The organism is Bradyrhizobium barranii subsp. apii, from assembly GCF_011516635.5.
In the GTDB taxonomy this organism is placed as follows: Bacteria; Pseudomonadota; Alphaproteobacteria; order Rhizobiales; family Xanthobacteraceae; genus Bradyrhizobium; species Bradyrhizobium barranii.
Window position 1 is genome coordinate 5,322,329 of sequence record NZ_CP096255.1, and the last position, 12,318, is coordinate 5,334,646.

At 65.9% G+C, this 12,318-nt stretch carries 12 protein-coding genes and 2 pseudogenes; 8 read left to right on the top strand and 6 right to left on the bottom strand.

The window, feature by feature from the left end:
* Nucleotides 1-54 precede the first annotated feature (54 nt).
* From ntrC to dusB, 3 genes are read right to left on the bottom strand one after another with little or no spacing between them, the layout of a single operon-like run.
* Nucleotides 55-1,497 (bottom strand): nitrogen regulation protein NR(I), encoded by a 1,443-nt coding sequence (gene ntrC / locus HAP41_RS25305; protein WP_166096545.1) that lies wholly within the window; start codon nucleotides 1,495-1,497, stop codon nucleotides 55-57.
* Between the two features lie 9 nt (nucleotides 1,498-1,506).
* Nucleotides 1,507-2,682 carry a two-component system sensor histidine kinase NtrB gene (locus HAP41_RS25310; RefSeq protein ID WP_166096544.1) on the bottom strand — a complete coding sequence of 392 codons (1,176 nt, stop codon included), beginning with the start codon at nucleotides 2,680-2,682 and terminating at the stop codon, nucleotides 1,507-1,509.
* A complete protein-coding gene (gene dusB, locus HAP41_RS25315) occupies nucleotides 2,679-3,680 on the bottom strand; it encodes a tRNA dihydrouridine synthase DusB (RefSeq protein WP_175618410.1) in 1,002 nt (333 codons plus the stop codon). The genes HAP41_RS25310 and dusB overlap by 4 nt, the downstream gene beginning before the upstream one ends.
* A gap of 282 nt (nucleotides 3,681-3,962) precedes the next feature.
* On the opposite strand from dusB, the gene HAP41_RS25320 reads away from it, so the two are divergent.
* Nucleotides 3,963-5,144 carry a bifunctional 2-C-methyl-D-erythritol 4-phosphate cytidylyltransferase/2-C-methyl-D-erythritol 2,4-cyclodiphosphate synthase gene (locus tag HAP41_RS25320; RefSeq protein ID WP_135213616.1) on the top strand — a complete coding sequence of 394 codons (1,182 nt, stop codon included), beginning with the start codon at nucleotides 3,963-3,965 and terminating at the stop codon, nucleotides 5,142-5,144.
* 3 nt (nucleotides 5,145-5,147) lie between these two features.
* The gene (locus tag HAP41_RS25325) at nucleotides 5,148-5,759 is read left to right on the top strand and encodes a CinA family protein (protein WP_028161429.1); all 612 of its coding nucleotides are present in this window, start codon (nucleotides 5,148-5,150) and stop codon (nucleotides 5,757-5,759) included.
* A gap of 49 nt (nucleotides 5,760-5,808) precedes the next feature.
* Here HAP41_RS25325 and HAP41_RS25330 read toward each other — a convergent pair.
* Nucleotides 5,809-5,937: pseudogene (locus HAP41_RS25330) on the bottom strand (mechanosensitive ion channel domain-containing protein); the annotation flags it as partial.
* Nucleotides 5,938-6,117: a hypothetical protein gene (locus HAP41_RS25335; protein WP_071914051.1), complete on the bottom strand. Its 180-nt coding sequence runs from the start codon at nucleotides 6,115-6,117 to the stop codon at nucleotides 5,938-5,940.
* Nucleotides 6,118-6,583: 466 nt separating this feature from the next.
* Between HAP41_RS25335 and HAP41_RS25340 the strand changes: the two genes are divergently transcribed.
* The 6 genes and pseudogenes from HAP41_RS25340 to HAP41_RS25365 all read left to right on the top strand — a co-directional run bounded on the left by HAP41_RS25340 (nucleotide 6,584) and on the right by HAP41_RS25365 (nucleotide 11,735).
* A complete protein-coding gene (locus HAP41_RS25340) occupies nucleotides 6,584-7,291 on the top strand; it encodes a c-type cytochrome (RefSeq protein WP_063986378.1) in 708 nt (235 codons plus the stop codon).
* 8 nt (nucleotides 7,292-7,299) lie between these two features.
* On the top strand, nucleotides 7,300-8,556 hold the full coding sequence (locus HAP41_RS25345) for a cytochrome c (protein WP_166096543.1): 1,257 nt from the start codon (nucleotides 7,300-7,302) through the stop codon (nucleotides 8,554-8,556).
* A gap of 19 nt (nucleotides 8,557-8,575) precedes the next feature.
* Complete coding sequence (locus tag HAP41_RS25350; protein ID WP_166096542.1) at nucleotides 8,576-8,752, top strand: hypothetical protein; 177 nt, start codon at nucleotides 8,576-8,578, stop codon at nucleotides 8,750-8,752.
* Complete coding sequence (locus tag HAP41_RS25355; RefSeq protein ID WP_135213614.1) at nucleotides 8,749-9,312, top strand: cupredoxin domain-containing protein; 564 nt, start codon at nucleotides 8,749-8,751, stop codon at nucleotides 9,310-9,312. The genes HAP41_RS25350 and HAP41_RS25355 overlap by 4 nt, the downstream gene beginning before the upstream one ends.
* Nucleotides 9,299-10,920 (top strand): annotated as a pseudogene (locus HAP41_RS25360) (b(o/a)3-type cytochrome-c oxidase subunit 1). Before HAP41_RS25355 ends, HAP41_RS25360 begins: the two are co-directional and overlap by 14 nt.
* Nucleotides 10,920-11,735: a c-type cytochrome gene (locus tag HAP41_RS25365; RefSeq protein ID WP_166096541.1), complete on the top strand. Its 816-nt coding sequence runs from the start codon at nucleotides 10,920-10,922 to the stop codon at nucleotides 11,733-11,735. The pseudogene HAP41_RS25360 and the gene HAP41_RS25365 overlap by 1 nt, the downstream one beginning before the upstream one ends.
* A gap of 110 nt (nucleotides 11,736-11,845) precedes the next feature.
* Here HAP41_RS25365 and HAP41_RS25370 read toward each other — a convergent pair whose 3' ends face one another.
* On the bottom strand, nucleotides 11,846-12,316 hold the full coding sequence (locus HAP41_RS25370) for a type II toxin-antitoxin system RatA family toxin (RefSeq protein WP_071914058.1): 471 nt from the start codon (nucleotides 12,314-12,316) through the stop codon (nucleotides 11,846-11,848).
* Between the last annotated feature and the right edge of the window lie 2 nt (nucleotides 12,317-12,318).

Here is a 12,318-nt window from a genome sequence, read left to right on the forward strand (position 1 = left end):
AAGGCTCAGCTCCGCTTTGGTAGGGGGGAGCTGAGCCACCGTCCGTTCGGAAAACTAGCCCCCGCTCCGATACACCTGGATATCGAGGTCCCGGATCTTCTTCCGCAGCGTGTTGCGGTTGAGGCCGAGCAAATCGGCGGCGCGGATCTGGTTGCCGCGGGTGGCGGCGAGCGCGGCCGTGAGCAGCGGCACCTCGATCTCTTTGAGGATACGGTGATAGAGGCCCGGCGGCGGCACGCCGTTCGGGAAGCCCTGGAAGTGCGAGGACAGATAGGCCTCCACGGCGCCGCCGAGATTGTCGACGCCCTGCTGGACAGCGGCACCCGGGCTGACCGTGGGCGGCGCCAGCTCGCCGTGGATGACGGAGCCGGTGATCACGTCCTGCGGATAGAGCGCGGCGAGGCGCCGGGCGAGGTTCTCGAGCTCGCGCACGTTGCCGGGCCAGCGGTGCTGCTTCATCCGCTCCAGCGCCAGCGCATCGAGCTTCTTCGGCGGCAGACCGTCCTTCTCGGCCAGTGTGAAGAAGTGCCGCACGAGGTCCGGCAGGTCTTCGATGCGCTCGCGCAAGGGGGGCAGCCGCAGCGGCACGACGTTGAGGCGGAAGAACAGATCCTCGCGGAACAGGCCCTGCTGGATCAGGACGCGCAGGTCCTTGTTGGACGCCGCGACGATCCGCACGTCGGTCTTGATCGGGGTGCGGCCGCCGACGGTGGTGTATTCGCCCTGCTGGAGCACGCGCAGCAGGCGGGTCTGCGCCTCCATCGGCATGTCGCCGATCTCGTCCAGGAACAGCGTGCCGCCCTCGGCCTGCTCGAACCGACCCGAGGCGCGGGTGTTGGCGCCGGTGAAGGCGCCGCGCTCGTGGCCGAACAGTTCGGACTCGATGAGGTCACGCGGGATCGCCGCCATGTTGACCGCGACGAACGGGCCGTTGCGGCGCTTGCCGTAATCGTGCAGCGCGCGCGCCACCAGCTCCTTGCCGGTACCGGACTCGCCCGTGATCATCACGGTGAGGTCGGTCTGCATCAGACGCGCCAGCACGCGGTAGATTTCCTGCATCGCCGGCGAGCGGCCGACCAGCGGGATCGCCTCCATCTCGGCGTCCTCGTCCGGCGTCGAGACCCGTTCCTTCGGCTCGGCCAGCGCACGGCCGACGATGGCGATCAGTTCCTTCAGGTCGAAGGGCTTTGGCAGATATTCGTACGCCCCGCGTTCGGAGGCGCGGATCGCGGTCATGAACGTGTTCTGCGCGCTCATGACGATGACGGGCAGATTGGGCCGCATCTTCTTGATCCGCGGCAGCAGGTCGAAGGCGTTCTCGTCGGGCATCACCACGTCGGTGATGACGAGATCGCCCTCCCCCTGGCTGACCCAGCGCCATAGCGTTGCGGCATTGCCGGTCAGCCTGACCTCGTAGCCGGCGCGGGATAGCGCCTGATTGAGAACCGTGCGGATGGCGGTGTCGTCATCAGCAACGAGAATGCTACCTGCGGGCATCGTTAATCCTCATTTCGCCCCCTGTGACGCAGACGACGACTTCCCGGCAGAGCCGTCGCGGCTGCTTTGATCGGCATGTTTGACCGATGTGGAATACATCGGCATCAGCACGCGGAAGGTGGTCTTGCGCGGCTGAGTCTCGCATTCGATGATGCCCCCGTGATCTCCGATGATCTTTGCGACCAGCGCCAGGCCAAGACCCGAGCCGGTCTGCTTGGTGGTCACGAAGGGATCGAACAGGTTGGGCAGAAGATCGTCCGGCACGCCTGGTCCGTTGTCCTTCACGCAGAACTCGAGCGGCAGGGATACACGGGATTTTTGACCGGGGACTGACAGGCGCACGCCGGGACGGAACGCGGTGGTGAGCTGGATCTCGGCGTCGGGGACGTCGATCAGCGCTTCGGCGGCGTTCTTCACGAGGTTGAGGAACACCTGGACGAGCTGATCCTGGTTCGCCAGGACCGGCGGCAGCGAGGGATCATAATCCTCGATGAAGCGGATGTTGCGGGCAAAGCCCGACTGCGCCAGTCGCTTCACGTGATCGAGCACGGAATGGATGTTGACGGGACCGCGCACCACGGGGCGCTCGTCGCCGAACACCTCCATGCGGTCGACCAGCGTCACGATGCGGTCGGCCTCGTCGCAGATCAGCCGCGTCAGCATGCGGTCCTCGGACGAGGCCTGCTGCTCCAGCAGCTGCGCGGCGCCGCGGATGCCGGAGAGCGGATTCTTGATCTCATGCGCCAGCATGGCGGCCAGCGCGATCACCGAGCGCGCGGCGCTGCGATGGGTGAGCTGGCGGTCCATCTTGTCGGCGATGGAGCGCTCCTGGAGCATCACCACGATATGGCCGGGCCGTTCCGTCAGCGGGGCGACATGCAGATCCACCTGGCGGTCGCCGCCCATGCGCGGCGTGCCCAGATCGACCTTGTATTCGTTGACCGGCGAGTTCGACGAACGAACCTGGTCGATCAGCGCTAGCAAGGGGCTCCCGAACGGCACCAGCTCTTTCAGCGACTGCCGTTTCAGGAACTGCGTCGAGATGTCGAAGAAGGCTTCGGTCGCGATGTTGGCGGCGACGATCTTGCCGTCCGGCCCGATCATGAGCACGGGATTGGGCAGCGCATCCAGGATCGCGTCGCTCTCGGACGGAAGCGGCCGGCGATGGTCAGCAACTGAGCTCATGCAGCAGCGCTCCATGCGAAATCGTCGAAGGCATCTTGCAGCGACTGGTGGACGAGGCGCGGATCCTCGGAGGTGAGGATCTTCTGGCGCCAGGCTTTCAGCTTCTCGGCCGGCGCACGGCTCACATCGGCCGCGACGTCGAGCGCCCAGCCGAGATGTTTTCGCGCGTGCCGGAGGCCGATCCGCAGGCCGTAGAGCGCGCAGACGCCCTCATAGAGCGTGCGGACATAATGCAGCTGGGTCTCGAGCGACGGCGCGGCTTCGACCGCCCCGCCCTTCAGGCGGCGGCCGACCTCGCCGGGCAACCAGGGCTGCCCCTGCGCGCCGCGGCCGATCATCACGGCATCGGCGCCGGAGGCCTCCAACGCCGCGAGCGCCTTCTCGTAAGTGGTGATGTCGCCATTGACGACAAGCGGAATGGAGATCGCTTCGCGCACCGCGCGGATCGCATCCCAATCGGCCTCGCCCTTGTAGAACTGGCAGCGGGTGCGGCCGTGCACGGTGACGAGCTCAATGCCGGCGGCTTCCGCACGCCGCGCCAATTCCGGCGCGTTGCGGGTGTGATCGTCCCAGCCGAGCCGCATCTTCAGCGTCACCGGCACCTTCACCGCCGCGATCGTCGCATCGATCAGGCTGACGGCATGGTCGAGATCGCGCATCAGGGCGGAGCCGGACTGGCCGCCGGTGACATGCCGGGCCGGACAGCCCATGTTGATGTCGATGATGTCGGCGCCTCCGGCTTCGGCGATCCGGGCCCCTTCGGCCATCCAGTGCGCCTCGCAGCCGGCGAGCTGGACTACATGAGGCCCGATCCCGGTCGCTTCGCAGCGCAACCGTGACATCTTGTGGCCATTCGCGAGCTCATCGCTGGCGGTCATTTCGGACACGACCAGACCGGCCCCGAGCTCGGCGGCGAGCCGGCGGACGGGCGAGTCGGTGACCCCCGACATCGGCGCCAGGAAGACCGGGGTGGCGACCTCGATATCGCCAATTTTCAACGGCTTAGAGCCTGATACTGCCGAGCCGGTCACAGGGGTCTCGTTGCGTAGGCAGGGCCTCATCGCGCCTGCCATGACCTATCTTGCGCACAATTCTTGTGCAGTCAAGCGTCATGCCTACAGTTTAGACAGTTCTGCAAATCTTTCAAGTGCAGTGCAGCAAAATGCTGTTTCCCACAATCCGGGGAAACCCCTTTTTTTGCGGGCCTGCCGTGCTAGAGGCATGCGGCAATCACCCCACTCCCCCGACTCTCTTCATCACCAACTGAGTATTTGAGTCCTATGGCGAAATCACAGCGCACCGCAGTCGTCCTCGTCGCGGCCGGACGCGGCCTGCGGGCTGGCGCCGGTGGTCCCAAGCAATATCGCGAGATCGGCGGCGTCCCCGTGATCTACCGCGCCATGGAAGCCTTCAGCCGCCACCCCGACGTGTTCGCCGTGCAGCCGGTAGTGAACCCCGACGACAGCGCCATGTTCACGGCAGCGGTCGCAGGTCTCAGCCACGAGCCGCCGACCAATGGCGGCGCGACGCGGCAGGCCTCCGTGCTCGCAGGGCTCGAAGCACTCGCCAAGCATAAGCCCGATATCGTGCTCATCCACGACGCCGCGCGCCCCTTCGTCTCGGCAGGCGTGATCTCGCGCGCGATCGAGGCGGCCAGCCGCACCGGCGCTGCGCTCCCCGTCGTCCCTGTCACCGACACGATCAAGGTCACCGGCGAGAGCGGCAATGTCGAGGACACGCCGGACCGCGCAGCCTTGCGAATCGCGCAGACGCCGCAATCCTTTCGTTTCGACGTCATCCTCGAGGCGCATCGTCGCGCGGCAAAGGATGGGCGCAGCGATTTCACCGACGATGCCGCGATTGCCGAATGGGCGGGATTGACGGTCGCAACCTTTGAAGGCGATGTTGCCAATATGAAGCTCACCACTCCCGAGGATTTCGTGCGCGAGGAAGCGCGCCTGGCCAGCCTGCTCGGCGACATCAGGACCGGCACCGGCTATGACGTGCACGCCTTCGGCGAAGGCGACCACGTGATGATCTGTGGCGTACGGGTGCCGCACACCAAAGGCTTCCTCGCCCACTCCGACGGCGATGTCGGCCTGCATGCGCTGGTCGACGCCATCCTCGGCGCACTCGCCGACGGCGATATCGGCTCGCACTTTCCGCCGAGCGATGCGAAATGGAAGGGGGCTTCCTCCGACCAGTTCCTGAAATACGCCATCGAGCGCGTTGCGCAGCGCGGCGGCCGCGTCGCCAACCTCGAGGTGACGATGATCTGCGAGCGGCCGAAGATCGGCCCCTTGCGCGACACCATGCGCGCCCGCATCGCCGAGATCTCCGGGGTCGATATCTCGCGCGTCGCGGTGAAGGCGACCACCAGCGAGCGGCTCGGCTTCACCGGCCGCGAGGAAGGCATCGCGGCCACCGCGAGCGCCACCATCCGTCTGCCCTGGAGCGTCTAGGTCATGGGCGGCAGCGACGCACGCGCCCTCTCCCGCTCGCTGCTCGATCTGTGCCGGATGCGCAAGCTGACGATTGCCACCGCCGAGTCCTGCACCGGCGGTCTGGTTGCCGGCGCGCTGACCGACATTCCCGGCTCCTCCGACGTGATCGACCGCGGCTTCGTCACTTATTCCAATGACGCCAAGCGCGCGATGCTAGGGGTCGAGGCGAGCACGCTCGCGAATTTCGGCGCCGTCAGCAAGGAGACCGCAACCGCGATGGCGGTCGGCGCGCTGGAGCGTGCCGGCGTCGATCTCGCCGTTGCCATTACCGGTATCGCCGGCCCCGGCGGCGCCACGCCCGGCAAGCCGGTCGGTCTCGTGCATTTCGCGGTTGCCGCGCGCGACGGCCGCATCGTCCATCGCGAGCATCGCTTTGGCGCGATCGGCCGGACCGCCGTGCGCCAGCGCTCGGTGGTCGAGGCATTGCGCATGCTGATGGATCTCGCCCGCGGCCCGAAGGCCCAGCCCAAGCCCCGGCGCGCCGCCGCGGCAACCCGCCTGCGTCCCCGCGTGACCCGCTCGCCGCGCCGGCATGCGGTGAAGCGCAGGACGCCGCGGTCACCGCGCGGCTGAGCCACTTCATGCCGCCGCCAGCAGCGCGCTCGCGCTGTGATTGATGATCGCCACGCCCCACACCGACCTCGACGTCGGCGCCGATGTGGAAGGGCCGGAACAGCAGCAGCATCACGCCGGCAGCGAGATTGGACAGCGTGCCCTGTAACGCCAGACCGATCGCGAGCGATATCGCGCCCTATTGTTCCTGGCGCTTCGTCCGACAAATGACAGGGAGCTTCTGCTCAATCGCCTTCGCCAGCACCGTGCCGCGGGTCCGGCCGAGCTCTTTCGCTATCAGCGCAATCGGCTTGGTGCCTGCCAGGACCTTCAGCCTGCCAAGGTCTTCTTCGCTCCATGCCTGCTTCCAGCGTCCCATCTCCCCGATCCCGCGATAAGGCGCCCGCGCCCGACTCGGATTGTAGTCGAACCTTTCGCGAAGGGCAGAGCTCGCGGTGCGCCGTTTCCGGCAAGGGGTGTTGCGTCAGCGCGGTGCGTTTTGGCACAAACTGCACTTGTCGCCCGACGGGAAGATGCACTCTGATGATGGGTCGTCTGCCCGGCCCAAGCGGCAGAACATCCGCGCGCGCGCGAACGGATTCCACATTGCCGCGCTTCCCGCTTGTGAAGCAAAGCTCGGGCGGAATACGCCGCGAGATCGCGGCGTTACGCCAGTTTTCAAAAAGCACGCAATTCTTGTCGAATTCGATCAGGATCGCAAATGTGCAACCGCGACCAAGCGTCATCGCCATGTCCGATCTTGCGCGCGACTGTATTGGCGCAATAATGCGGCTCTACGCTGTGGCCAGGAATCAACCCGGTCCTGCTTTCTGGAGGGCGACGGCGTGTTCGCTCGCGACACTGCACTGGCAATCGCTATTGCTACCTTGGCCGCTATTGATGGTACTGCAGCACAAACGGCCAACCAGCCGCCGGATACCATGGCGGCGCGGGTGGAGGCGTGCACGCCCTGTCACGGCAACAAGGGCGAAGGCACCAGCGACGTCTATTTCCCGCGGCTTGCCGGCAAGCCGGCCGGCTATCTCTACAACCAGCTCCTCGCCTTCCGCAGCGGCCGGCGCAAATACCCGCCGATGAACTATCTGCTGGAGTTTCTGCCTGATCCGTATCTGGAGGCGATGGCCGAATATTTCGCCAGCGAGCATCCGCCGCTGCCGCAGCCCGCGCCGAGCGAAGTCAGCAAGGAAGTGCTGGCGCAGGGCGAGCTGCTCGCGACCAGCGGCGATGCCGGTCGTAACATACCGGCGTGCGTGAGCTGTCACGGCCCGGGCCTCACCGGCATGCAGCCCGGCATCCCCGGTCTGCTGGGCTTGCGCGCCGCTTACGTCAGTGCGCAGCTCGGCGCCTGGCGCTACGGCACGCGAACGGCAAAATCGCCGGACTGCATGCAGCTCGTCGCCGGCCATCTGACGGAAGCAGATGTTACCGCCGTTGCGGCCTGGCTCGCGACGCGACCCGCGCCCACCAACCCGGCCCCCGTCCCGAAAGGCACCTACGCGCTGCCGTTCGGCTGCGGCAGCCAGCCCAACTGACGAGGCGCATGATGGGCTCAAGACTGTCGATCACGCTGCTTTCGATCAAGCTCCTGGCCCTCGCCGCGCTCATCACGGCCGCGCAGGCGCAGGACAAGGCCGGCGACGTCATTGCGCGGGGTGAATATCTCGCCCGCGCCGGCGATTGCACGGCCTGCCATACTGCGGCTGAGGGCGGGCTGTTTGCCGGCGGGCGCCCGATGCCGACCCCGTTCGGAACGATCTACACCTCCAACATCACGCCCGATCCGGAGACCGGCATCGGCAAGTGGAGCGCGGACGATTTCTACAGAACCATGCACAACGGCCGTTTCCCGGATGGCGGGCTGATCTATCCGGCGATGCCGTTCGCGTCCTACACAAAGGTGACACGCGCCGACAGCGACGCGATCTTCGCCTATCTGCGCTCGATTCAGCCGGTGAACCAGAAGAACAAGCCGCACGAGCTGCGCTTTCCCTATGACAACCGCCAGCTCATCCTCGGCTGGCGCACGCTGTTCTTCCGCGAGGGTGAGTTCAAGTCCGACCCCACCAAGTCGGCGGAATGGAATCGTGGCGCCTATCTGGTCGAGGGGCTCGGCCATTGCGGCATGTGCCATTCGCCGATCAACGCGCTTGGCGGCACCTCGCAATCGGACGCCTTCAAGGGCGGCCTGATCCCGATGCAGAACTGGTACGCGCCGTCCCTCACCTCCAACCGTGAGGCGGGGCTCGGCGACTGGAGCATCAAGGACATCACCGACCTGCTCCAGACCGGCGTCTCCATGCGCGGCGTGGTCTACGGCCCGATGGCCGAGGTCGTGCACAACAGCCTGCAATATCTCAACGACGAGGACACGCGCGCCATGGCGGTGTACCTCAAGGGCATCGCGGAGCCCTCGCCTCCGCCGGCGCCGAGCTCGGCGCTGCCGACCACCGAGAGCAGCCTGCTGATCAGCCTCGGCAAGACCGTCTACGACAAGAATTGCGCGAGCTGTCACGGCCTCCAGGGCGAAGGCAAGCCGCCGCACTGGCCGCCGCTCGCCAACAACCAGTCGATCGAGATGCAGTCGGCGGTCAACCCGATCCGCATGGTGCTCAATGGCGGCTATCCGCCGGGCACCAAGGGCAATCCGATGCCCTACGGCATGCCGCCCTTCGCAGGCCTCCTCTCCGACAACGAGGTCGCCGCCGTCGTCTCCTACATCCGCACCGCCTGGGGCAATCGCGGCACGCCGGTGTCGGCGCGCGAGGCCAACGAGCTGCGCTCCGCACCGCTGAACTGAGAGGCGCCAGAGAACCGTCATGTTCAATTCCGATCCGCCGACCAGCCCAGCCGCCGCCGACCAGGCCGTCGAGGAAGTCGTCTCGCAAGGACCGTCTGGCGCGATCGTGCTGGCCGGCATCGCCACGGCCTGCGTGGTCGCGATGTGGCTTGCCTTCTATCTCTTCGTCTTCCTGCCGCGCGGATCACTGCAATGAGCGCAGAGGACACCCATGGCAGCGCCGAGGTCGCGGCCCGCGTCGAGCGGCGCTGGGCGACCATTGCCGTGATAATCGTCGTCGGCATGGCGCTTCTGGCAGCCTTCGCCGGCATCCATCGCGCCACCATGCCGCAGCCGCGCGTCGAGACCACCGATCCCTCGCGCATTCATCTGTCCGGCGAATTCGTCGAGAGCAATCTCGGCAGCGTGCTGGAGGCCAATGGCAATGTGACCGTGCGCGCGATCGGCCAGCAATATTCCTTCACGCCGGCCTGCATCGTGGTGCCCGTAGATACGCCGATCACGATGCGCGCCACCAGCGCCGACGTCGTCCACGGCATCCTGATCCAGGGCACCAACATCAACACCATGCTGGTGCCGGGCTACATCTCCGAGCAATTGATGCGCTTTACGAAGACCGGCGACTATCTGATGCCCTGCCAGGAGTTTTGCTCCTTCGGCCACGAGGGCATGTGGGGCAAGGTCAAGGTGATCAACAAGACCGACTTCGCCGATCGCGCGAAGGGTGGCGGGAGGCTGAGCTGTGTTGGCGAATAGGAAACTCATCCTCGCCCATTTCTGGCTGGCCTTCGGCGTGTTCGGCATCGCGCTCACGCTCGGCGCCTGGCAGATGTTCATCCGCAGCCCGATCGGCACCTGGCTGTCCAATCCCGAGCTCTATTACCGCTCGCTGACCGCGCACGGCACGGTGATGGGCTACGTCTTTCCCACGCTCGTCGCGATGGGCTTTGGCTATGCCATCAGCGAGTCCGCGCTGGAGCAGCGCCTGGTCGGCGTGCGCTGGGCCTGGACCGGATTTTGGCTGATCGTGATCGGCAGCGTCATGGCGCTGATCCCGGTCGCGCTGGGGCGCGCGTCGGTGCTCTACACCTTCTATCCGCCGCTGATCGGCAACGTTTTCTACTACCTCGGCGTCGTGCTGGTCGTGGTCGGCTCCTGGTTTGGGTCGCGCTGATGGCGATCAATCTGCGCGTCTGGCGGAAGGCCCATCCCGGTGCACCGGTGCCGCTGGCGATGTTCGCCAATGTTGCGGGCTCCTATCTCTGGGCCTGGACCGCGGTTGGTGCCGCGCTCGAGCTGCTGCTCCAGATCATTCCCGTCGCGGCCGGGCTGAAGGCCACGATCGACGCGGGTCTTGCCCGCGTGTTCTTCTCCTGGACGCTGCACGCCATCGTCTATTTCTGGCTGATGCCGACCTACATCGCCTATTACACCATCGTGCCGCGCGCGATCGGCGGCCGGGTTTATTCCGACAGCATAGCGCGGATCTCCTTCATCCTGTTCCTGGTGGTGGCGATGCCGATCGGCATGCACCACACCTTCGCCGATCCGCAGGTCGGCGCCGGCTTCAAGTTCATCCATTCGGCCTTCACGGCGCTGGTCGCGCTGCCGACGCTGCTGACCGTGTTCACGATCTGCGCCTCGGTCGAGATCGCGGCGCGCCTGCGCGGCGGCCGCGGCCTATTCGGCTGGATCAAGGCGCTGCCCTGGGACAACCCGATGATGCTGGCGCTGGCGTTCTCGTTCGTCATGCTCGGCTTCGGCGGCGCCGGCGGCCTGATCAACATGAGCTACCAGCTCGATGCGTCGATCCACAACACGCAGTGGATCACCGGCCATTTCCACCTGATCTTCGGCGGCGCCATCGTGATCATGTACTTTGCGATCGCCTATGATCTGTGGCCGCATCTGACCGGGCGCGAACTCATCGACATCCGCCTGATCCGCACCCAGCTCTGGCTTTGGTTCATCGGTATGATCATCACGACCTTCCCGTGGCACTGGGTCGGCATCCTGGGCATGCCGCGCCGCATGGCCTATTTCGACTTCGGCGATCCCGCGATCGCGCCGCAGGCGCTCTCGGTCACGTTCTCCGCGATCGGCGGCTTCATCCTGCTGGCGTCGGGCATCATGTTCATCGTCATCCTCGCACGTGGCATGCGTGCGCCCCGGGTTGACGCCGGCCCGTACCGCTTTGCGCTGGCTGTGCATCAGCCCGCGACCGTGCCGGTCGCGCTCAACACGCATGCGCTGTGGGTGGCGCTGATGATCGTCCTCACCCTCACCAATTACGGCTACCCGATCGTGACGCTGGCGCTGACCGAGGGCACGTCGGTGCCGGCCGTCTATGTGGGAGCGCAGTGATGAGCGCGCGCGACCTCTTCACCTTCCGCAACAGCCATTTCAGGATGGGCGTCGGCATCACCGCCGCGATCCTGATCGTGACGGCGATCACCGGCTTCATCGTGCTGCCCTTCGCACAGCCCTGGGTTCAGTTCGCCAATGTCTGGGATGCGATCTGCAGCGCCGCCGGCGTGCCACAGCGCGCGGCGAATGTTACTGCGCCCGAGCAGACAAAACGCCTGTCGGAGGTCGTGCTGACCTCGCATACGCTGTCGCGTCCGAGCCAGGAAGCGATCGGCCGCGGCGCGACGCTGGCGCAGCGCTGCGCGATCTGCCACGGCCCGACCGGCATCAGCCGCGCGGATTCGCCCAATCTCGCCGGCCAGTACGCGGCCGTCATCTACAAGGAGCTGCACGATTTCCGATCCGGCGCCCGCACCAATGCCGTGATGTCGCCATTCGCCGTCAATCTGACGGACCAGGAGATCGCCGATCTCTCGAACTATTACGCCTATCTGCCGCGGCCGGCAGCCTATCACCCGACGCCGCAGCTGCCGAAACCGAGCATCGTCATCTACGGCGCGCCGATGCGCGGGATCGCGCCCTGCGGCTCCTGCCATGGCAGCCTCGACAACAAGACCGGCAGTCCGTGGCTCGAAGGCCAGTCCGAAGCTTACATGAAGGCGCAGCTCCAGGCCTTCGCATCCGGCGAGCGGCGCAACGACATCAGCCAGCAGATGCGCAACATCGCCCGCGCGATGACGCCGCAGGAGATCGAGGCGGCCGCGGCCTATTACGCCTCGCAGCCGCCGGATGTGGTGAAGGCGGTGGATTGAGCCTCACTGTCATTGCGAGCGCAGCGAAGCAATCCAGAATCCCTCCGCGGAAAGACCCTGGATTGCTTCGTCGCAAGGGCTCCTCGCAATGACGGCGGAGAGAGTACGCCTTACGACGACGCCAGCTTTGGCCGGCCGTAGATCGCATCCGCCCGCTTCTCGAATGCGATGGAGAAGCGCGCGAACGCGGCATCGAACATCGAGCCCATCAGCATCGCCAGCATCCGGCTCTTGAACTCGTAGGCCAGGAAGAATCCGACGTCGCAGACGCCCTCACCCTTGGGCTCGAACGTCCAGCGGTTCTCGAGGTTGCTGAACGGGCCTTGCAGATATTCGACCCGGATATTCAGATTGGCGCGGTCGAGCGTCACGCGGCTGGTGAAGGACTCCTTGACCAGCTTGAACGACACCGTCATGTCGGCGACCAGCACCTCGGTGCCGTCGGGTTTGGCCATCCGCTGGCGGATCTTGAGCGCGCTGCACAGGGGCACGAACTCCGGGTAGCGCTCGACGTCGGCGACCAGATCAAACATCTCGGACGCGCTGTGATGGACACGGCGCTTGCTTGAAAACTTGGGCATGG